Annotated in this window: 19 protein-coding genes; 4 read left to right on the forward strand and 15 right to left on the reverse strand. The window is 51.2% G+C overall.

Annotated features, from left to right (window positions below; genetic code table 11):
* From lspA to ribF, 3 genes are read right to left on the reverse strand one after another with little or no spacing between them, the layout of a single operon-like run.
* Complete coding sequence (gene lspA / locus M2371_RS12725; RefSeq protein ID WP_172893202.1) at positions 1-507, reverse strand: signal peptidase II; 507 nt, start codon at positions 505-507, stop codon at positions 1-3.
* Complete coding sequence (gene ileS / locus M2371_RS12730; RefSeq protein WP_259267885.1) at positions 507-3,323, reverse strand: isoleucine--tRNA ligase; 2,817 nt, start codon at positions 3,321-3,323, stop codon at positions 507-509. The genes lspA and ileS overlap by 1 nt, the downstream gene beginning before the upstream one ends.
* Before the next feature lie 41 nt (positions 3,324-3,364).
* Positions 3,365-4,297 carry a bifunctional riboflavin kinase/FAD synthetase gene (ribF, locus tag M2371_RS12735; RefSeq protein WP_172893200.1) on the reverse strand — a complete coding sequence of 311 codons (933 nt, stop codon included), beginning with the start codon at positions 4,295-4,297 and terminating at the stop codon, positions 3,365-3,367.
* A 326-nt stretch (positions 4,298-4,623) separates the two neighbouring features.
* On the opposite strand from ribF, the gene rpsT reads away from it, so the two are divergent.
* The gene (gene rpsT, locus M2371_RS12740) at positions 4,624-4,887 is read left to right on the forward strand and encodes a 30S ribosomal protein S20 (protein ID WP_034459390.1); all 264 of its coding nucleotides are present in this window, start codon (positions 4,624-4,626) and stop codon (positions 4,885-4,887) included.
* Between the two features lie 74 nt (positions 4,888-4,961).
* Here rpsT and nhaR read toward each other — a convergent pair whose 3' ends face one another.
* The 5 genes from nhaR to M2371_RS12765 all read right to left on the reverse strand — a co-directional run bounded on the left by nhaR (position 4,962) and on the right by M2371_RS12765 (position 10,639).
* On the reverse strand, positions 4,962-5,855 hold the full coding sequence (gene nhaR, locus M2371_RS12745) for a transcriptional activator NhaR (protein ID WP_172893198.1): 894 nt from the start codon (positions 5,853-5,855) through the stop codon (positions 4,962-4,964).
* 65 nt (positions 5,856-5,920) lie between these two features.
* On the reverse strand, positions 5,921-7,099 hold the full coding sequence (gene nhaA, locus M2371_RS12750; protein WP_259267886.1) for a Na+/H+ antiporter NhaA: 1,179 nt from the start codon (positions 7,097-7,099) through the stop codon (positions 5,921-5,923).
* 221 nt (positions 7,100-7,320) lie between these two features.
* A complete protein-coding gene (gene dnaJ / locus M2371_RS12755) occupies positions 7,321-8,460 on the reverse strand; it encodes a molecular chaperone DnaJ (protein WP_034498562.1) in 1,140 nt (379 codons plus the stop codon).
* Between the two features lie 85 nt (positions 8,461-8,545).
* Complete coding sequence (gene dnaK / locus M2371_RS12760) at positions 8,546-10,465, reverse strand: molecular chaperone DnaK (RefSeq protein ID WP_115627268.1); 1,920 nt, start codon at positions 10,463-10,465, stop codon at positions 8,546-8,548.
* On the reverse strand, positions 10,466-10,639 hold the full coding sequence (locus M2371_RS12765) for a hypothetical protein (RefSeq protein ID WP_172588649.1): 174 nt from the start codon (positions 10,637-10,639) through the stop codon (positions 10,466-10,468).
* Positions 10,640-10,762: 123 nt separating this feature from the next.
* On the opposite strand from M2371_RS12765, the gene satP reads away from it, so the two are divergent.
* The gene (gene satP / locus M2371_RS12770; protein ID WP_034498568.1) at positions 10,763-11,332 is read left to right on the forward strand and encodes an acetate uptake transporter; all 570 of its coding nucleotides are present in this window, start codon (positions 10,763-10,765) and stop codon (positions 11,330-11,332) included.
* 57 nt (positions 11,333-11,389) lie between these two features.
* Here satP and M2371_RS12775 read toward each other — a convergent pair whose 3' ends face one another.
* The 3 genes from M2371_RS12775 to tal form a co-directional block, all read right to left on the reverse strand.
* Entirely contained in the window at positions 11,390-12,715 is a 1,326-nt protein-coding gene (locus M2371_RS12775) for an MFS transporter (protein ID WP_259267887.1), read from the reverse strand.
* A 125-nt stretch (positions 12,716-12,840) separates the two neighbouring features.
* Positions 12,841-13,428 (reverse strand): molybdopterin adenylyltransferase, encoded by a 588-nt coding sequence (gene mog / locus M2371_RS12780; RefSeq protein WP_172893196.1) that lies wholly within the window; start codon positions 13,426-13,428, stop codon positions 12,841-12,843.
* A 115-nt stretch (positions 13,429-13,543) separates the two neighbouring features.
* Positions 13,544-14,497, reverse strand: coding sequence for a transaldolase (gene tal / locus M2371_RS12785; protein ID WP_034498577.1), 954 nt, complete (start codon positions 14,495-14,497; stop codon positions 13,544-13,546).
* A gap of 214 nt (positions 14,498-14,711) precedes the next feature.
* Here tal and M2371_RS12790 point away from each other — a divergent pair, with 214 nt between their 5' ends.
* Positions 14,712-16,157: a sodium:alanine symporter family protein gene (locus tag M2371_RS12790; RefSeq protein ID WP_172893195.1), complete on the forward strand. Its 1,446-nt coding sequence runs from the start codon at positions 14,712-14,714 to the stop codon at positions 16,155-16,157.
* A 69-nt stretch (positions 16,158-16,226) separates the two neighbouring features.
* Positions 16,227-17,000: a peroxide stress protein YaaA gene (gene yaaA, locus M2371_RS12795; protein WP_172893194.1), complete on the forward strand. Its 774-nt coding sequence runs from the start codon at positions 16,227-16,229 to the stop codon at positions 16,998-17,000.
* 32 nt (positions 17,001-17,032) lie between these two features.
* Here the strand turns inward: yaaA and M2371_RS12800 are convergent, their stop codons facing one another.
* The 4 genes from M2371_RS12800 to thrA form a co-directional block, all read right to left on the reverse strand.
* Complete coding sequence (locus M2371_RS12800) at positions 17,033-17,332, reverse strand: DUF2502 domain-containing protein (protein ID WP_259267888.1); 300 nt, start codon at positions 17,330-17,332, stop codon at positions 17,033-17,035.
* Between the two features lie 221 nt (positions 17,333-17,553).
* Positions 17,554-18,840 (reverse strand): threonine synthase, encoded by a 1,287-nt coding sequence (gene thrC, locus M2371_RS12805; RefSeq protein WP_259267889.1) that lies wholly within the window; start codon positions 18,838-18,840, stop codon positions 17,554-17,556.
* Between the two features lie 3 nt (positions 18,841-18,843).
* The gene (thrB, locus tag M2371_RS12810; protein ID WP_172893192.1) at positions 18,844-19,773 is read right to left on the reverse strand and encodes a homoserine kinase; all 930 of its coding nucleotides are present in this window, start codon (positions 19,771-19,773) and stop codon (positions 18,844-18,846) included.
* Position 19,774: 1 nt separating this feature from the next.
* Entirely contained in the window at positions 19,775-22,237 is a 2,463-nt protein-coding gene (thrA, locus tag M2371_RS12815) for a bifunctional aspartate kinase/homoserine dehydrogenase I (RefSeq protein ID WP_259267890.1), read from the reverse strand.
* Positions 22,238-22,262: the final 25 nt, after the last annotated feature.

Below are 22,262 nucleotides of genomic sequence, written 5' to 3' on the forward strand. Positions count from 1 at the left end.
TTACCCTTTTTGCTTAGCGGGCTTGTCGGAGGAGACAAAGAACCCCTCCAGCACAATCAGCGCCGCGCCGATACAGATTGCCGTATCGGCCAGATTGAACGTGGCGAAGTGCCAGTCGCCGACATAGAAATCAATCATGTCGACCACAAAACCGTGCCATAAACGGTCAAACAAGTTGCCGAGTGCGCCGCCAATGATTAAAGCATAGGCGATATTATTCAGCTTCTGCGTCGCTTTAGCGCGATACATCAGCACCGCCAGAATCACGCAGATACCAATGGCGATACCCGCGAAGAACCAGCGCTGCCAGCCGCCTTTATCCGCAAGGAAACTAAACGCGGCACCGTAGTTACGGGCATAGTGCAGATTCAGCGACGGGAACAGCGATACGGTGTCCCCCAGCATGAAATGCTGGAGGATCAGGTATTTGCTGCCCAGATCGACAATCAGGACTACGACCACCAGCCACAGCCAGCGCAGACCAGTCGAACTAATCGATTTACTCATCAGGCAAATTTACGCTTTTCGCCGTCACCGGCAATGTTAGTTACACAGCGGCCACAGATTTCTGCGTGTTCCGCTACCTGGCCGACGTCAGTGGTGTAATGCCAGCAACGCGGGCACTTCTCACCGTCAGCTTTACGCAGTGCAACTTTCAACCCTTTAAGGATTTCGCTTTGCTGCGCGTCTTCCGTTGCCTGCGCATAATCGACAACTTCGCTACCTGAGGTCAACAGGACAAATCGCAATTCCTCGCCCAGGCTGTTGAGCTTCTCTGCCAGGTCGCTGTCAGCGTATAAAGTCACTGCTGCTTCCAGAGAACCACCCACACGCTTGTCAGCACGCGCTTGTTCGATAACTTTGTTGACTTCGCCACGCACGGTTAACAGGGTGTCCCAGTAATCGTTGTTCATGGTTTCGCTATCAGCCAGGCCGAACAAACCTTCGTACCATTCGCCGGTGAAGACATATTTCTCACGCTCACCTGGCAGGTAAGCCCAGATTTCATCAGCAGTGAAGGACATGATCGGTGCCATCCAGCGAACCAGCGCTTCGGCAATGTGGTACAGAGCAGTCTGGCAGCTACGACGCGCCACGCTGTCTGACTTCGCGGTATACTGGCGGTCTTTAATGATGTCGAGATAGAACGAGCCCATTTCGATGGAGCAGAAACGCATCAGGCGTTGCACCACTTCATGGAAGTCGTAGTTTTCGTAGGCTGCAAGGATATCGGCCTGTGCTTCTTGCGCACAACCCACCGCCCAGCGATCCAGTTTCACCATATCTTCTGGTTTCACCATATCGGTTTCTGGATTGAAGCCGTTCAGGTTCGCCAGCAGGAAGCGTGCGGTGTTACGGATACGACGATAAGCGTCGGCTGCACGTTTCAGGATTTCGTCAGAAACCGCCATTTCGCCGGTGTAATCGGTCGATGCTACCCACAGACGCAGGATATCCGCGCCCAGTTTATTCATCACGTCTTGCGGAGAAACGGTGTTACCGATGGATTTAGACATTTTGCGGCCCTGACCATCAACGGTGAAACCGTGAGTCAGTACCTGGCGGTAAGGCGCTTTGCCTTTCATCGCCGTCGAAATCATCAGGGAAGACATGAACCAGCCGCGATGCTGATCCGAACCTTCCAGATACATATCTGCTGCATGGCCGCTGAACTCTGGGCGCACATCAACAACAGATGAATGTGTTGAACCGGAGTCGAACCACACGTCCAGGGTGTCTGGCACTTTGGTGTAGTTGTCAGCGTCATCACCCATGATGTCGCGCGGATCGAGATCCCACCACGCCTGGATACCGTCTTGCTCCACGCGTTTAGCGACTTCTTCCATCAACTCCAGCGTGCGCGGGTGCAGCTCTTCAGTGTCTTTGTGTACGAACATGGACATTGGCACGCCCCACGTACGCTGACGAGAGATACACCAGTCCGGGCGGTTCGCAACCATAGATTCGATACGCGCCTGGCCCCAGTCAGGGATCCATTGCACGCCTTTGATCTCTTTCAGAGACTGCGCGCGCAGGCCTTTTTGATCCATGCTGATGAACCACTGTGGCGTTGCACGGAAGATGATTGGCGTTTTGTGACGCCAGCAGTGCGGGTAGCTGTGCAGCAGTTTTTCAACGTGCAGCAGAACGCCTTTATCACGCAGGATATTAACGATCAGGTCATTCGCTTTGAACACCTGAACGCCGTCCAGACCTTCATAGGTGCCTGGCAGATAGCAACCGTCCGGGCCAACTGGGTTGGCGATTTCCAGGTTGTATTTCTGGCTGATCACGTAGTCGTCCGGGCCATGGCCACCTGCGGTATGAACCGCGCCGGTACCGGCTTCCAGCGTAACGTGGTCGCCAAGAATCGCCGGCACGTCGAAATCTAAGAATGGGTGCTTGTAGCGGGTCAGCTCAAGGTCTGCACCTTTGGCAGTACCCAGAACGGTCCAATCGGTGATAGCCGCGCTTTTCATTACACCTTCGAGCAAATCTTTGGCGACAATTAGCGCCTGGCCATCAACCTGAACCAGCACGTATTCGAATTCGGCATTCAGAGAAACAGCGCGGTTTGCTGGCAACGTCCACGGAGTGGTGGTCCAGATAACCATAGAAACTGGGCCGTTTACTTGTGTTACGCCGAATTTCGCTTTTACCGCGTCGGCATCAACAGCCTTGAAGTTCACGAAGATGGATGGAGACGTTTTGTCGTAATACTCAACTTCCGCTTCAGCCAATGCTGAACGGCAGTCAACACACCAGTGCACAGGCTTGGCACCTTTATGCAGGTGGCCGTTACCGACGATTTTACCCAGCGCACGGATGATGTTCGCTTCGGTTTTGAAATCCATGGTCAGGTACGGACGTGACCAGTCGCCCAGCACACCCAGACGGATGAAGTCTTCGCGCTGCCCATCAACCTGCTCAGCGGCGTATTTACGGCACGCGGCACGGAATTCAGCGGCAGACACTTTCTCACCTGGCTTACCGATAAGCTGCTCTACTTTCAGCTCGATTGGCAGGCCGTGGCAGTCCCAACCCGGAACGTATGGGGAGTCAAAACCGCTCAGTCCTTTGGACTTCACGATAATGTCTTTCAGAATCTTGTTAACTGAGTGACCAATGTGAATGCTGCCGTTCGCGTATGGAGGGCCATCATGCAGAATGAAGGATTTTTTGCCTTTCTTTGCATTACGGATGATGCCGTACAGGTCATCATCATTCCAGCGAGCCAGCATGCCCGGTTCACGTTTAGCGAGATCGCCACGCATCGGGAACCCTGTTTCCGGTAAGTTCAGGGTAGATTTAAAGTCACTCATTAGATTCTCGGTTCCGTATTTCGGTTTTGAGGAAAGCCAGCTCAGGTATTAGACCCAAAAAATTCGCGGGCGGTTACCACATCTTTGGCGATTTGCGCTTTCAATTCATCAAGCGAAGCAAACCGTTGTTCATTGCGTATTTTTTTACGCAGCACCACATCAATATGGTGCCCATATAAGTCCATTGCAACGTCCAGCAAATGGACTTCCAGCTGTTGGCGCAGGCCCGCCACCGTTGGGCGCGTGCCGATATTGGCAACGCCTGGCAGCAGTTTGTCGCCAAGGCCTGCGACTTCTACCGCAAATACCCCTTTTACCGGGGAAACCTGACGACGAAGCGGTAAATTCGCCGTTGGGAAACCAATGGTTCTTCCGAGTTCATCACCATGGACAACGCGCCCGGAGATGATAAACGGATGACCCAGTAAACTTTCAGCCAGCGCTAAGTCGTCCTCGGCCAGAGCCTGACGCACCGCTGTGCTGCTAATTCGCACGCCGCCTTCACAGAAAGTTTGCGTACTGGTGACGTCAAAGCCGTATTCCAGGCCAGCCTTCTGTAATAACAAGAAATCCCCCTGGCGACCAGCACCAAAGCGGAAATCATCACCTACCGCGAGGAATTTTACCCCGAGGCGGTCGACCAGCAGATCGCTGACGAAGTTTTGCGCGGTGAGTGCAGCAAAGCGACGGTCAAATCGCACGCACAACACGTAGTCCACTCCACACTCGGCCAGATAACGCAGCTTTTCGCGCAGCCTTGTCAGACGCGCTGGAGCTTTATCACCCGCAAAAAGCTCAAGCGGTTGCGGCTCAAAGATCATGACCATCACCGGCAGATTGCGCGCACGTCCTTCCGCACACAGCCCTTTTAACAGGGACTTGTGGCCTCGATGAACGCCGTCGAAATTCCCAATGGTGAGGACACACCCGTGGTGGTTCTGGCGTAAATTATGTATGCCGCGTATCAGCTTCATGGCTGGCTCAAGACAGTGGAAATCGGCGGATTATATCAATTACCACGGTGAAGGTTAACCGGCGATTGTACCCTTTGACATAAAGCGTTAAGGATTTCATCGCACTGGCGTCTGGTTTCTCTATAGATGCGCATCACTGGACGATTTTTGTTGCTTAAAGCTGTATTCATGAGCATGAAGCTGGTAGAATCCGCGCCATCACAACGTAAGAGGCTCCGGAAATTTAACGGCGCTTATTTGCACAAATCCATTGACAAAAGAAGGCTAAGAGGGCATATTCCTCGGCCTTTGAATTGTCCACATAGATCATATTTGGGAGTTGGACCTTGGCTAATATCAAATCAGCTAAGAAACGTGCTGTACAGTCTGAAAAGGCTCGTAAGCACAACGCAAGCCGTCGCTCTATGATGCGTACTTTCATCAAGAAAGTATACGCAGCGATTGAAACTGGCGACAAAGCTGCTGCACAGAAAGCATTTAACGAAATGCAACCAATCGTGGATCGTCAGGCTAGCAAAGGTCTGATCCACAAAAACAAAGCTGCGCGTCACAAGGCTAACCTTGTAGCGCAAATCAACAAACTGGCTTAATCGCCAACTTGTTGTTAGCTTAAAAAAAACCGGCTTCTGCCGGTTTTTTTATATCTGAAATTTGAGCGCCTGAATCAAGCTTCTTTGAACAAAGCCGAATAATCCCGGTTACACACACGCTGTACCGCAGGGTGCTGAATCATTCGTTCGGCAAATATCGCGTGATATTCTTCCATCACATTCTCAACACGCCCGATTTCGACAATGCTCTCATCTTTGTAGGTGTCTTCGCCGTAAAGCGTCGGTGCGACAAATATCGCATTGTGTGCCGCACCAAAGGCTTTCATTAGCGCCGCATCATCAAACTCACCGAGAATTTCAACCTTCAGCCCTTGAGTGTTAATCCAGTTGAGGATCTTGCGCCCTAACATTGAACGACGACCCGGAATCAGTAAGCGTCGGGTTTCCAGGCATGCAGGGAATGGCAAATCAGGCACCGGATTCTGGCTCCAGAAGCTAATTCCGCATTCGCCGATTTTCACCGAGAACAACCCTTCTTGCTGGGTCGAATCAATCGGGCAATCCGAGATAATCATATCCAGCTTATGTTGACTCAATTGTTCGAGCAGCATTTCGTGTGTCGATTCAAAGCAGCGCAGGTGAATTTGTTCATCCTCAACCACCGCGGCATCCAGCACCCCGCTGACCAGACGTTTTGATAACGCATCGGCAATACCCACATCAAAGAGCAGGCTCGACTCTTTGCGATAGTTGACGATATCCAGCATCTCCTGGCTTAGCGTAAACATGCGGTCTGCATAACGAAATACAAGCTGGCCCAGCTCAGAAGGGACTAAACCACGCCCCTGGCGACGGAACAGTTTACCTTGCAGGCGTTCTTCTAATGCTTTGATTTGGCCAGTAATGGTTTGTGGCGTCAGATACAGAGCTTCTGCTGCACCTACGACAGAACCTTCTTTGCAAACGTGCCAGAAATAATAGAGATGATTGTAATTTATGTGTGACATGCGTTGTTCGCTCCCTGATAAACCATCCATTTGCTAACGGCTCCCAAGGAGCCGTTAGTGGAATATTAATTATGTTTTAGTTGTGGGCTGAAACGACTTCTCAACATGCAGTAACCCACCACTGCTGAAAGCAGCGATCCAAGCAGAATACCCAGTTTCGCCCAGGTAATGAGTGCCGGGTCTGCACCGTCGAATGCCAGCGATGCGATGAAAATCGACATCGTAAAGCCAATTCCGCACAGCACACCCACCGCCATAATCTCTTTGCAGGTTGTCCCTTTAGGCAAGGTTGCCAGTTTAAATTTCAGGGCAGCCCAGCAGAACAGGCTAATGCCCAGCGGCTTGCCGATAAACAGACCCGCCATAATCCCCATTGGTAACAGCGAGGTTAAGCCGGCAAAAGTTACACCGCTCAACGACACGCCTGCATTGGCAAAAGCGAACAATGGCAGAATCAGGAACGCGACCCAAGGGTGAAGCACATGCTCCAGCTCTTTTGCCGGGGAACGCCCGTCTTTCTCTTTAAGCGGAATAAGGAAGCCAATGATGACCCCGGCAAGCGTTGCGTGTACGCCTGATTTCAATACCGCAGTCCACAATACGACCCCCACCAGAATATACAAGCCGGTGCGACGAACGTTGCAGATGTTCAGTAATGCCAGGACCGCAATCGCCCCCGCAGCAACCGCCAGCGACAGAATTGAAAGGTCGCTGGTGTAGAACAAAGCGATGATAACAATCGCGCCCAGGTCATCGATAATCGCCAGCGCCATCAGGAACACTTTAAGTGCAACAGGTACACGGTTGCCCAGCAATGCCAGAATACCCAAAGCGAAAGCGATATCCGTCGCAGCCGGGATCGCCCAGCCCTCACGGGTGATTGGGTCCTGGAAGTTAAACAGTAAATAGATTGCCGCCGGAACAACCATGCCGCCCAACGCCGCAATTACCGGGAACGACGCCTGACGCATGCTGGCAAGCGAGCCGCTCACCATTTCACGTTTCACTTCCAGACCAATCATCAGGAAGAAGATGGCCATCAGTGCATCATTCACCCACAACAACAGGTTTTTACTGATATCCAGAGAACCGATACGGACTTCTACCGGTGTGTTCAAAAACGATTGATATAACTCGCTGGTGGAACCCAGATTAGCAAGAACCATTGCCAGAACTGCGGCAAGGATCAAAAAGATGCCGCTTGAGGCATCGCTATGGAAAAAGCATTTTAGTTTTTTAGTCATTCTGTCATCCCGGTTTTTCAACTGCCTTAAATCATTTAGGGCTTTAATATGTATTAAGCATAGCCTGCCTAATACATCGAGAAAAGTAGATTATATAGCATCAAACAATCGAAAATAACGAATCATCTTACTTGTAGAATTAATACATTTTTAGCGCATAAAAAAGCCTGAATCAAAAAACAAACGATTCAGGCTTTTGTACTGCTGAAAGGAAATGGGGTTTAGCGGGTCAAATCATCAAAGAACTTTTTCACGCCGTCAAAGAAGTTCTTTGAACGAGGGCTGTTCTTTTCACCGCTTGGGCCACCAAAACTTTCAGCCAAATCACGCAGCAGTTGTTTCTGCTTTTCGTTCAGGCTGACAGGGGTTTCCACCACAACGCGGCACAGCAGATCGCCTTGAGCGCCGCCACGTACGGATTTCACACCTTTGCCACGCATTCTGAACAATTTGCCCGTTTGCGTTTCGCCCGGCACTTTCAGGTTCACACGGCCATCAAGCGTAGGGACTTCGATTTCGCCACCCAACGCAGCCATCGCGAAGTTAATTGGCACTTCGCAATACAGGTTGTTGCCTTCACGTTCGAAGATCGGGTGCTGTTTAACCTGAACCTGAACGTACAAATCACCTGATGGAGCGCCATGCTCACCCGCTTCACCTTCGCCTGCAAGACGAATACGGTCACCGGTATCGACGCCAGCCGGGATTTTCACCGACAGGGTTTTCGTTTTCTCTACACGGCCATGACCATGACAGGTATTGCACGGATCTTTAATAATAGAGCCGCGACCCTGACAGTGCGGACAACTCTGCTGCACGGTGAAGAAGCCCTGGCGCATTTGCACCTGACCTTGTCCATGACAAGTCGGGCAAGTCTGCGGCTTAGAGCCAGCTTTCGCGCCGCTACCGTGGCAAACACCGCACTCTTCAAGCGTTGGGATACGGATCTCTTTGGTGACGCCACGAACCGCTTCTTCCAGCGTTAAGTCCATGTTGTAACGCAAATCGGACCCGCGGGAAGCGCGTTGACGACGACCACCACCGAAGATGTCACCGAATACGTCGCCAAAGATATCGCCAAAGTCAGCACCGCCACCGCCAAATCCGCCGTGACCGCCGCCGCCCATCCCGCCTTGCTCAAACGCGGCATGACCATATTGGTCGTAAGCAGCGCGTTTTTGATCATCGGTCAGGATTTCGTAGGCTTCTTTAATTTCTTTAAATTTGCCTTCGGACTCTTTGTCACCCTGATTACGATCCGGGTGGAACTTCATTGCCAGGCGTTTATAGGCTTTCTTGATTTCACGCTCTTCCGCGTTTTTCGGAACGCCTAAAACCTCGTAATAGTCTCTCTTCGCCATCTTTTTTGTCTGCCCCTAACATGCGGGCACGGGCGCAGAGGAAAACCTCGACGCCCGTGCCAGTTACCAACCGCTCAAAGGGCGATTATTTTTTGTCTTTAACTTCTTCGAACTCAGCATCAACAACATCGTCGTCTTTGCTTGTTGAGTTACCAGCATCAGTTGCGTTACCGGCTTGCTGCTCAGCATGTTGCGCCTGAGCCAGTTCCATCAGTTTCTGAGAAACTTGTGCCAGTGCCTGCATTTTCGCTTCGATGTCTGCTTTGTCTTCGCCTTTCAGAGAAGATTCCAGCGCTGTCAGTGCAGACTCGATGGCAGTTTTGTCATCAGCTGGCAGTTTGTCGCCTGCTTCTTCAACCTGCTTGCGAGTGCTGTGCAGCAAATGGTCGCCCTGGTTGCGAGTCTGAACCAGTTCTTCAAACTTACGGTCAGCTTCGGCGTTAGCTTCTGCATCGCGAACCATTTTCTGGATTTCTTCTTCGTTCAGACCAGAAGAAGCCTTGATGGTGATCTTCTGCTCTTTACCGCTGTTTTTGTCTTTCGCGGAAACGTGCAAGATACCATCAGCATCGATATCGAAAGTTACTTCGATCTGCGGCATGCCGCGTGGTGCTGGGCTGATACCATCCAGGTTGAATTGACCCAGAGATTTGTTATCCGCCGCACGCTTACGCTCACCCTGAATCACATGGATGGTCACCGCAGACTGGTTATCTTCAGCTGTGGAGAACACCTGGCTGTGCTTAGTCGGGATAGTGGTGTTTTTGTTGATCAGTGAAGTCATCACACCGCCCATGGTTTCGATACCCAGAGACAGCGGGGTAACGTCCAGCAGCAGTACGTCAGTCACATCACCAGCAAGCACACCACCCTGAACAGCTGCACCGATTGCAACAGCTTCGTCCGGGTTAACGTCTTTACGTGGTTCTTTACCGAAGAACTCAGTCACTTTCTTCTGCACCATTGGCATACGAGTCTGACCACCAACCAGGATAACGTCCTGGATATCAGATACAGACAGGCCAGCGTCTTGCAGAGCAACTTTCAGCGGCTCGATAGAACGGTTTACCAGGTCTTCGACCAGGGATTCCAGTTTTGCACGAGTCACTTTGATGTTCATGTGTTTTGGACCGGTCGCGTCTGCTGTGATGTACGGCAGGTTTACGTCGGTCTGTTGAGCAGAAGACAGCTCAATTTTCGCTTTTTCAGCAGCTTCTTTCAGACGCTGCATAGCCAGTGGATCGTTACGCAGATCGATACCTTGATCTTTCTTGAACTCTTCCACTAAGTAGTTGATCAGACGGCTATCGAAGTCTTCACCACCCAGGTGGGTATCACCGTTGGTTGCCAGAACTTCGAAGGTTTTTTCGCCATCAACTTCGTCGATTTCGATAATAGAGATATCGAAAGTACCACCACCCAAGTCGTAAACCGCGATAGTACGGTTGCCAACTTCTTTATCCAGACCGTAGGCCAGAGCCGCTGCGGTTGGTTCGTTGATGATACGTTTTACTTCCAGACCTGCGATACGGCCAGCATCTTTCGTTGCCTGACGCTGTGCATCGTTGAAGTATGCAGGAACGGTGATAACAGCTTCAGTTACTGGCTCGCCCAGATAATCTTCAGCGGTTTTCTTCATTTTCTTCAACACTTCAGCAGAGATCTGCGGAGGTGCCATTTTCTGACCTTTAACATCAATCCATGCATCACCGTTGTCGGCTGCAATGATTTTGTACGGCATGATGGCTTCATCACGCTGCACTTCTTCGTCCTGGAAGCGACGGCCAATCAGGCGTTTAATCGCGAACAGTGTGTTCTGCGGGTTAGTCACTGCCTGACGTTTAGCCGGCTGACCAACCAGAATCTCACCATCCTGCGTATAAGCAATGATTGAAGGAGTGGTGCGATCACCCTCGGCGTTTTCAAGAACGCGAGCGGTAGTACCATCCATAATTGCTATACAAGAGTTGGTAGTACCCAAGTCGATGCCAATAATTTTACCCATCTAAACGTCTCCACTTAAAATTTGTTCGTCATATGGTCGTGAACCTGTTATGCGGGCAAACAAGAGTCTTTCAACTGCCCAAACATGATTTTTTGCAGGCTCATCAACTGCGGTTGCATACAAGATGGGGTCACTCGGCTCGCCATCAAGGGGCAAGGCAAAAAAAATTTTCATCTTCACACCTGTTTAGATCATGGACTCGAACCCCTCTCCTGATTATGATGCCGCGCCCCGCTGCCCTTTCGCAGTCGTGTGGCGACTACAACTATTCATTTTCAGACGAATTTTAGAGGAACTATGGGCAACACTAAGTTGGCTAATCCAGCTCCCCTGGGCTTGATGGGCTTCGGCATGACTACCATTCTGCTCAACCTGCATAACACCGGCATCTTCCCTTTTGATGTCAACATCCTTGCAATGGGCATTTTCTACGGTGGTATCGCACAAATTTTTGCCGGCCTGTTGGAATTTAAGAAAGGTAATACTTTCGGCCTGACAGCATTCACTTCTTATGGCTCTTTCTGGCTGACTCTGGTCGCCATTCTGATCATGCCTAAGATGGGTCTTGCAGACGCTGCAAACGCACACTTCCTCGGCGCGTATCTCGGTCTGTGGGGCGTATTCACGCTATTCATGTTCTTCGGCACCCTGGCTTCTGCGCCACGTATGCTGCAGTTCGTGTTTGCAAGCCTGACCGTACTGTTTGCTCTGCTGGCTATCGGCCACCTGGCTGACAACGAAGGCATCGTACGCATCGCGGGCTGGATTGGTCTGGTGTGTGGCGCAAGCGCCATTTACCTGGCGATGGGCGAAGTGCTCAACGAGCAGTTTGGCCGTACCGTGCTACCAATTGGTGAAAAACACTAATTCCGGCAAGCAACGAATCAGAAAACAAAAACGCGGAGGTTTTCCTCCGCGTTTTTTTTATGAATGTTGCAGCGGCCTTTCAACCACTTTGCTTTCCGACGTTAAATCATTGCGCAGCCAAATCCCCAGACCTAAACCCACCATCGCTAACGCCAGCACATACCACGCGGGTCCCATCGGCGATATTGCCGATAGCATCGTCACGAAGATGGGCGTCAGGCCACCGAAAATGGCATACGACATATTGTAAGAGAACGAGATTCCGGTAAAACGCACTTCCGCCGGGAACGCTCTGACCATTACATACGGAACCGCCCCAACAACGCCGACGCTTAAACCGACCAGACCATATAAGAAGAACAGGTATTCAGGGTGGCTCGCGGTCAGGTGGTAGAACATCCAGCTACAAACAGCCAGCATCAGACTGCCGACAATAAACGTTTTACTGGCACCAATACGATCGATAACCAACCCCGCCATAATACAGCCGATACACAGCATCACGATGGCAATGCTGTTTGCCTGAAGCGTTAACGCAGGCGCAATCCCCAACTGTTTTTGCAACCAGGTGGGGGCCATCAAAATCACCACTACAATCCCTGCCGACAACAACCAAGTCAGCAGCATCGAAATCACGACCGCTTTTTTATGGTTTGCGATGACAGATTTCAACGGCAACTCTTCTGCCAGCGCTTTGCGTTCCTGCATCTCAAGGAAGATTGGGGTTTCTTGCAACCAGCGACGCAAATACATCGCCACCAGGCCGAAAATCCCACCGAGGAAGAACGGAATACGCCAGCCGCCATCGTGAATGGCTTCCTGCGTCATCGAGGTATTAATGATGGTAGCGACAACGGACCCCAGCAAAATCCCGGCTGTTAAGCCCGCCGTTAACGTGCCACACGCTATGCCGATACGTTTATAAGGAACGTGTTCGGCAACAAAGACCCAGGCACCAGGGACTTCACCGCCAATTGCCGCGCCCTGAAGGACACGCATCAAAAGCAGCAAGACTGGAGCCGCGATGCCCAAGGTTTCGTAGGTTGGCAGCATACCAATCGCCAGCGTCGGTAACGCCATCAGCAAAATGCTCAGGGTGAACATCTTTTTACGGCCAACCAGGTCGCCGAAGTGCGCCATGATGATGCCGCCTAAGGGACGCGCCAGATATCCCGCAGCAAAAATGCCGAAGGTTTGTAGCTGGCGTAGCCATTCAGGAATATCCGCTGGGAAGAAAAGCGCCCCGACAACGGTGGCAAAGAAGACGAAGATGATGAAGTCGTAAAATTCGAGCGCACCGCCAAGGGCGGCAAGAGTCAGAGTTTTATAATCCTGACGATTCAGAGGTCTTGTGCGTTGTATTGAATGCTGTTGTTGTGACATAAGAACCTGCGTATGCAATAGGGCGTGGTATTTAGTTTCCATTTTGCTGTAAAGCAAAACTTACTATAACGAACCCCACTACACATACCATACTCACTACATCTTATGTCACAAACAATTAATTTTTAGGAGTTTATCTCGCGAATCGCGCTTTTAGGCCGAAAAGATGCTACTACAACGCTATCCGTTTCGATATAAGGACCATCAAGCAGCTGTATACAATACGGTACACTCGCAAAGATTCCCGGCACAACGACTTTCCCGTCCGCAGCTTTGACGCCTTCCAGCGTTTCCTGAATTGATTTCGGCTGCCCCGGCAAGTTAAGGATTAATGCTTGTTTGCGGATAACACCGACCTGGCGAGAAAGAATGGCCGTCGGCACAAACTGCAGGCTTATCTGACGCATTTGCTCGCCAAAGCCAGGCATCACGCGGTCAGCAATCGCAAGCGTAGCATCAGGGGTTACATCACGACGCGCGGGGCCAGTGCCACCGGTGGTTAACACCAAATGACACGCCATTTCATCAACCAGCTCGCAAAGAGCCTGCTCAATCAACGGCTGCTCATCAGGGATTAAACGGGTTTCAATCTGGAAAGGGGTGGTTAAGGTTTTTTCAAGCCAGGCAACAAGCGACGGAATGCCTTTATCTTGATAGACACCGCTCGAAGCGCGGTCAGAGATGGAAACTAAGCCAATGCGTAAGGTATTCATATCATTCCCGGGGAAATCAGCAAACTTAACGGAATGATACACGGCGAAGAGAGTTGCAGACAGGGTGAAACACTAAAAAGCGTGACCGGAATACTCCGGCCACGCTAATAAATGATTACAGCAGGTCGCCGATCATTTTTTCCAGTTTTTCCTGGTCGATAGCAAACTTACGGATGCCATCAGCCAGTTTATCAACTGCCATTGGATCCTGGTTGTGGCTCCACAGGAACTCAGACTCGGTCATACGTTCTGGGCGCGCTTTAACTTCGCCAGTATAAGACAGTTTACGCTCAACAGCGCCTTCGCTTTCTGCCAGCTCTTTGAGCAGCGCAGGAGCAATGGTCAGACGGTCACAACCAGCCAGTTCGATGATCTCGCCCAGGTTACGGAAGCTTGCGCCCATAACAACAGTCTCGTAACCATGTTCTTTGTAGTACTGGTAGATTTCAGAAACAGAAACCACACCTGGATCTTCGTTTGGTGCGTACTCTTTCTTATCGGTATTCGTTTTGTACCAGTCGAGGATACGGCCTACGAATGGAGAAATCAGGAATACGCCCGCTTCTGCACAAGCACGCGCCTGAGCGAAGGAGAACAGCAGAGTCAGGTTACAGTTGATGCCTTCTTTTTCCAGCTGCTCAGCAGCACGGATGCCCTGCCAGGTAGAAGCCAGTTTGATCAGGATACGGTCGTTGCTGATACCCGCATCGTTGTACATTTTGATCAGGCGTTTTGCTTTAGTGATGCTGGCATCGGTGTCATAAGACAGACGCGCATCCACTTCAGTAGAAATGCGACCCGGGATCAGTTTCAGGATTTCCAGACCAATATTCACCGCCAGCTTGTCAGTGGCATCCACAACTTGTTGTGCATGGTCACTGCTCTGCTCACGCGCCCATGCAACCGCATCATCAATCAGTTTGCGGTATTCAGGAATTTGCGCAGCGTTCAGAATCAGAGAGGGGTTGGTGGTCGCATCTTGCGGTTGATACAGCTTCATTGCCGCAATATCCCCGGTGTCCGCAACAACTGTGGTTAGCTGACGCAGGGAGGTCAATTTATCCGTCATGATAGTTTCTCGTTTGGTAGAACTTGTTAGGGGGATGTAACCGGTCTGGCTTGATGATATCACGACGCAATTCAGGTGCAACCGCAGTGACACATCGTTAAGAACTGAACGCTAAACTGATATATTCTATGTATTATTCGCCTGCAATCTAAAGGAGCATACGCGCAAGCTGCGCATGAGCTGTGCACGTATCGCATGCAAACGAGGGATGTTAATGGCAGATTTTTTTCTTTTTATCAATGAGATACTCTGGGGTTCAATCCTCATTTATTTATTAGTCGGCGCGGGTTTGTGGTTCACCTGGCGATGTGGATTTGTGCAATTCCGCTATCTGACTCATCTACGCAGCCTCCTTATGGCGAGCAAAAGCGCAGATTCTTCCGGACTATCCTCATTCCAGGCATTGTGTACAAGCCTTGCTGCCCGTGTTGGCAGCGGTAATCTTTCCGGTGTCGCACTCGCTCTGACGCTCGGTGGCCCGGGCGCTATTTTCTGGATGTGGGTCGTCGCAATGCTGGGTATGGCGACTTCCTTTGCCGAATGTACCCTTGCCCAACTTTATAAAACCCGTGACAGCGAAGGCAATTATCGCGGCGGCCCGGCCTGGTACATGGAACGCGGGCTGGGAATGCGCTGGATGGGTGTCATGTTCTCCATCTTCCTGATGATAGCCTTTGGCCTGATTTTCAATGCGGTACAGGCAAACTCTATCGCCAATGCGGTAAACCATGCTTTTGGTATTCCTAAAACCTGGATTGGCATGGCTCTGGTTGTCATCACCGCAGGTACCATTTGGGGCGGAATGCGTGGCACCGCGCGTGTTGCCCAATGGTTAGTGCCCTTCATGGCGTTAATCTGGGTGTTGATGAGCCTGGTGGTTATGGCGATGAACATTGAGCGTTTACCAGAAGTGGTTTCGCTGGTGTTCAAAAGCGCGTTTGGCTGGCAAGAAGCCGCCTCGGGCGCAATTGGATTCACCATCAGCCAGGCGATTACCACCGGTTTTCAGCGCGGAATGTTCTCTAACGAAGCGGGTATGGGCTCTTCGCCTAATGCAGCAGCAGCGGCGGCACCGTGGCCCCCCCATCCCGCCTCGCAAGGGCTGGTGCAAATGTTCGGTGTGCTAATTGATACCATGATCATTTGTACTGCAACCGCAGGCATCATTCTGTTTTCCGGAATACTCGATACCGCCGATCCCAGCATGAATGGCATTACCCTGGTACAACAAGCTCTTAGCAGCATGGTTGGCTCGTGGGGAACCGGTTTTATCGCGCTGATTGTGATGTTGTTTGCCTTCACATCGATTGTCGCCAACTATGCTTACGCAGAAAACAACCTCTTCTTTTTGCAACAAAAAAGCCCGTTTGCGACGGTGTTATTCCGCTGCCTGGCGCTGGTGATGGTGATGTTTGGTACGCTTTCGCCACTGCCGCTGGTCTGGCAAATGGCGGATGTGGCAATGGCGTTTATGGCTGTCACCAACCTCACGGCAATCCTGCTGCTCTCACCGATTGCACGCGACCTGAGTGCTGATTACCTGCGCCAGTTGAAGCTCGGAGAAATACCGGTTTTCGATCCGAACCGTTTTCCTGAAATTAAAAGCCAACTGGCACCGGGTATTTGGGACAATCCAAAGCCTCCTGAAACCAAACGCTAATCGCAACCATTGGCTAATACTTCCAGTAAATTTGTTAGAGTAGGCGGTAAAAGTGAGCAAGGAACAAACATGCTAATTCTAATTTCACCTGCAAAAACCCTGGATTATCAAAGCGATCTGCCGACCGATCGTTATACGCAACCCGAGCTGTTGGACTATTCCCAACAGTTGATTGCCGTGGCGCGCAAACTCAGTGCGCCGCAAATTTCTTCTCTGATGCATATCAGCGACAAACTGGCCTCGCTTAACGAAACCCGGTTTCACGAATGGCAGCCGGATTTCACGCCGCAAAATGCGCGTCAGGCGATTCTGGCCTTTAAAGGCGACGTCTACACCGGATTACAGGCAGAAGAGTTTAGCGATGCGGATTTCGACTTTGCGCAGCAGCATTTACGCATGCTTTCCGGCTTATATGGCGTGTTGCGCCCGTTGGATTTGATGCAGCCGTATCGGCTGGAAATGGGTATCAAGCTTGAGAATCCGAAGGGTAAAGATCTGTACCACTTCTGGGGCGATACCATCACCGAGAAGTTGAATCAGGCACTAGAGGCTCAGGGTGACAATATCGTGGTTAACCTGGCATCTGATGAGTATTACAAATCAGTGAAACCGAAAAAACTCAATGCAGAAATCATCAAGCCGGTGTTCCTCGATGAGAAGAACGGCAAGTTTAAAGTTATCAGCTTCTACGCCAAAAAAGCGCGTGGCTTGATGAGCCGTTACATCATTGAAAACCGCCTCACCCAACCTGAACAACTGACTGGTTTTAACACTGACGGCTACTTCTTTGATGAAGCCGCCTCCGGTAAACATGAGCTTGTGTTCAAGCGCCACGAACAGTAAGCCAAAACGCCAGCGCAATGCTGGCGTTTTGTTTAGTGATGTTTGTTTTGCCCGTAGTGATTACCATTGTCATGATGGTCTTTGCCATGATGATCGTGGTCGTCGCGATGATCGTTGTGATGATCATGCGGATGCCATCTGTTATCACGCCATTCATAGTGATCATTCCACCAGCCATGGTCGCGCCAGTTACCGCCATCCCAATAATTTCCGTGATTATCCTGATCGCCAATTTGTAATTTCACTGCCGGAACTAATGTAATTTCTGAAGCTTGCGCAGCTAACGGAGCGATTACCAGCATCGATAACGCAAGAATAATTGATTTCAACATAAGTGACTCCTTACTGCATTCATGCCCCATATGGGTCGTTGAAGAGAGCATATGCCTTACAGCATGGGGTTGTTATTCTCCGCAATCCTAATCTCTAAGCGCCCGCATTTAATGGGAATTCCTACATTTTCCCTCCTTGTTTCCTGCACATTTCCTCCATGATTCAGAGATAAAAAAACCACTCCGAAGAGTGGTTTTCGTCGAGCGAATAAACTCAGCTATTAAACATTAGCCATCATCAATGCACGCAGCGCAGCAAAGTCTGCTGGCAGATTGTGAGAAAGTAGTGGCAAATCAGCGCGTTCAGCAAGCTCTGCTGGCAGCGGTAGCGTTTCGCCGAGGATCTCCTCCACGCTTTCTTTGAATTTCGCCGGATGCGCGGTGCCAAGGAACAAGCCGTATTCACCTGGCTGGAGCTGGTCACGCAGCGCGCGATAAGCGATAGCCGCGTGTGGTTCAGAAACATAGCCCACTGCTTTCAGTTCTTTCATCGTGGCTTTAGTGGTTTCGTCGGTGACGGTCGCATAACCGAGGTCGGTTAAACGCCAGATCTTACGGCGGAACAACTCTTCCACGCGCGGCCAGTTGTTTGGCTGGCTGACATCCATGGCGTTAGAAAGTGTCGCAACCGTGGTTTTCGGTGCCCATTCGCCGTTGGTCAGGAAACGCGGAACGGTGTCGTTGGCATTGGTCGCCGCGATAAAACGCTTGATTGGCAAGCCGAGCGATTTTGCCAGCAAGCCCGCGGTTAAATCACCAAAGTTGCCGCTTGGTACGGAAACCACCAGCTGATTGCGAGCTTCTTGTGGCAGTTGCGCCACCGCTTCAAAGTAATAGCAAATCTGGGCCAGCAAACGGCTGATGTTGATTGAGTTGGCGGAATTTAACCCCAGCGCCAATTTCAATTCTTCATCATCAAACGCTTGTTTCACCAGCGCCTGGCAGGCATCGAAATCGCCGTCGATAGCGACAGTTTCAATATTACCGCCAAGGGTACAGAACAATTTTTCCTGTAGCGGGCTAATTTTGCCACGCGGATACAGGATAACGACGCGCACGTTTTTCAGGCCGTAGAAAGCATGCGCTACCGCAGCACCCGTATCGCCAGAAGTCGCGGTCAAAATAGTGACCGGTTTGTCGCCGCTGATATGCGTCAGCATCTGCGCCATAAAGCGGCCGCCGAAATCTTTAAACGCCAGAGTTGGGCCGTGGAACAACTCAAGGCAGCCGATATCTGGCTCTACGCTTTTCACCGGTGCAGGGAAAGCAAACGCCGCACGCACACGTTCTTCGAGAATTTCTTGCGGGATTTCATCGCCGATAAATGCAGACAAAATCTTACTGCTGCGAGAGACGAAATCCATCTTCAACATTTCGTCGACTTCGGTCAGTTCAAATTCCGGCAAGTCGTGAGGAAAAAACAGCCCCTGCTGTTTACCCAAACCCTGCACAATTGCCTGGGCAAAAGTGACCTGCTCATTATGATCTTTAAGGTTATACAGTTTCATGCGTTATCCCAGAACTCGTGCGCCCGCCGTGTCCAGACGGCAAATATGTACAAAACCTTCCTGGTTCTGCAAATAGTGTTGGCTGAGCCAGTCAGCCACGCGTTGTGCGGTGTCAGTGTTATCGCACAGCGCAAAAAGAGTTGGGCCGGAACCCGAAATACCACTCGCCAGTGCACCAATATCCGCGGCGGCCTGGCGTGCTTCGTTAAAGCGCGGCAGCAATTTTGCGCGGTACGGCTCGGCAATCACATCACGCATCAGTTTTGCCGCAAGATGTGGCTGACGGGTGTGGCAGGCGTGAATAAAGCCTGCCAGATGGCGACCGTGGCTGATGCAATCCTGGCGGCGATAAAGCGCCGGCAGAATCGCACGTGCTTCTGCGGTCGAGACTTTAATTCCCGGATACGCCAGCACCCAAAGCCACTCATCAAAGCCCGGTACAGACTGGCTAATGATGCCATTTTCTTCAATCATCAATTGCATACCGCCGAGGAAGCACGGTGCAACGTTATCATAGTGAACGCTGCCCGAAATGCGCCCTTCCAGCTCACCCATCAGGCTCAGCAAGCGGGTGTCGCTTAGCGGTTTACCGCAGTATTCGTTCATCGCCATTAAGCCTGCGACTACCGAACACGCGCTCGATCCCAGACCAGAACCAATCGGCATGCTTTTTTCCAGCGTCATGGCCACCGGAATGTTTTTGCCGATTTCCTGGCAGAAACGCTCCCAGCATTGGTAAACGATATTTTCGCGCGGCTCATCAGGTAACTTGCTGGCGAAGCGCCCAATATTATTCAAACTGAAAGTGTCTGCCGCTTCGACCGTCACGTAATCGCCGAGCAGCGAACCGTCTATTGGCGAAACCGCCGCGCCCAGTACATCAAACCCGACGCTCATATTGGCACTGGAAGCCGGGGCGTATACTTTAACCATCTTAAACTCCTAACTTCCATGACAAAGTGCGCAATAAGTCGGCGAAAACACCGGCAGCAGTAACATCATTCCCTGCTCCGTAACCACGCAACACTAGCGGTAACGGCTGATAGTAATGGCTATAAAACGCCAGGGCGTTCTCGCCGTTTTTAACTTTATACAACGGGTCGTTACCATCAACCGCATCAATTTTAACTTTGCAGCTGCCATCCGCTTCAATCACGCCAACATAACGCAACACTTTTCCTTCGTCGCGGGCTTGTGCCACACGCGCAGAAAACTCGTCATCCAGTTGCGGGATACGCGCCATAAACGATTCGACATCACCTGTAGAATCAAATGACTCAGGCAATACAGGCTCGATAACAATGTCGGAAAGCTCAAGGTTGCTGCCGGTTTCACGCGCCAGAATTAACAGCTTACGCGCGACGTCCATGCCGGAAAGATCGTCACGCGGATCGGGTTCGGTGTAACCCATTTCTCGCGCCACTTTGGTGGCTTCTGACAAGCTCATACCTTCGTCGAGTTTGCCAAAAATAAACGACAGTGAACCCGAAAGAATACCGGAGAAACGTTGTAATTCATCACCCGCGTTAAGCAGGTTTTGCAGGTTTTCGATAACCGGCAGGCCCGCGCCCACGTTGGTGTCGTAAAGGAATTTACGGCGTGATTTCGCCGCAGCGTTACGCATCTGGTGGTAGTAGTTCATGGTGGAAGTGTTCGCCTTTTTGTTCGGCGTCACCACGTGGAAACCTTCACCCAGGAAATCGGCGTACTGATCGGCCACCGCCTGGCTGGAAGTACAGTCAACAATGACCGGGTTCAGCAAATGGTACTCTTTCACCAGACGAATCAGGCGGCCAAGGTTGAACGGCTCTTTTGCCTGCGCCAGCTCTTCCTGCCAGTTGTTCAGATTCAGGCCGTGGATATTGGTCAGCAGCGCTTTTGAGTTCGCAATGCCGCACACGCGCAAATCGATGTGTTTTTGCTTGAGCCACGCCTGCTGGCGTTTCACTTGTTCGACTAATGCCGCACCGACGCCGCCCACGCCAATCAGGAACACTTCGATAACCTGATCGGTATTGAACAGCATCTGATGGGTCACACGCACGCCAGTTGTCGCGTCGTCATTGCTGACCACCACAGAAATCGAGCGCTCCGAAGAGCCTTGTGCAATGGCCACGATATTGATATTGGCGCGGGCAAGCGCGGCGAAGAACTTGGCAGAAATACCACGCAGCGTGCGCATGCCATCACCGACGACAGAGATAATCGCCAGATGCTCCATGATTGCCAACGGTTCGAGCAGGCCCTCTTTCAACTCGAGATAAAACTCATCTTCCATCGCTCGACGCGCACGGGCGCAATCTGCCTGCGGCACGCAATAGCTAATGCTGTATTCAGAAGATGACTGAGTAATCAGCACCACCGAAATCCCGGCACCGGACATCGCTGCAAAAACACGTGCAGCCATGCCGACCATGCCCTTCATGCCTGGGCCTGAGACGTTAAACATTGCCATGTTGTTCAGATTGGTGATGCCTTTGACCGGCAGAGAGTCTTCGTCGCTCTCCGCGCCAATTAACGTGCCTGGCGCTTGTGGGTTTCCGGTGTTTTTAATCAGACAAGGGATTTGGAACTGAGCGATAGGAGAAATGGTGCGTGGATGCAGAACTTTAGCGCCGAAGTAAGAAAGCTCCATCGCCTCCTGATACGACATAGATTTCAATAACCTGGCATCTGGAACCTGGCGCGGGTCGCAAGTGTAAACCCCGTCAACATCAGTCCAGATTTCACAGCAATCAGCACGTAAACAGGCGGCCAACACGGCGGCGGAATAGTCAGAACCATTACGTCCTAACACCACCAGCTCACCTTTGTCGTTCCCGGCAGTAAAGCCCGCCATCAGGATCATATGGTCAGCCGGGATGCGGCTCGCGGCGATGCGGCGTGTGGACTCTGCGATATCAACAGTGGACTCAAGGTAATGCCCGACGGCGAGAAGTTTCTCAACCGGATTGATAACCGTCACGTTGTGGCCGCGCGCTTTGAGCAATTCGGCCATGATCGCGATAGAGAGTTTTTCTCCACGGCAGATCATTGCGGCGTTAATGCCGTCCGGGCATTGCCCTAACAAGCTGATGCCGTGCAAAACATGCTTTAACTGAGCAAACTCCTGATCAACAAACGATTTCAGCTGTGCATGGGGAAAACCAGGCTGCGCTTCAGCCAGGCCATTAAGAAGTTCGCTGAAAATGCGTTCTGCGTCACTGATATTCGGTAAGGCATCCTGGCCGCCAATGGTTTTTTCAATCATGGCAACGAGGTGATTGGTAATTTTCGCCGGGGCAGACAGCACTGTTGCCACCTGCCCCTGTTTGGCATTGCTTTCCAGGATATCGGCAACACGGAGAAAACGCTCCGCATTTGCCACTGAAGTACCACCGAATTTCAACACTCGCATTTGTTATTACCCTTGAGTTTTTAGT

Origin of the sequence: Buttiauxella sp. BIGb0471, from assembly GCF_024807715.1 — a bacterium.
GTDB classification, from domain to species: domain Bacteria; phylum Pseudomonadota; class Gammaproteobacteria; order Enterobacterales; family Enterobacteriaceae; genus Buttiauxella; species Buttiauxella agrestis.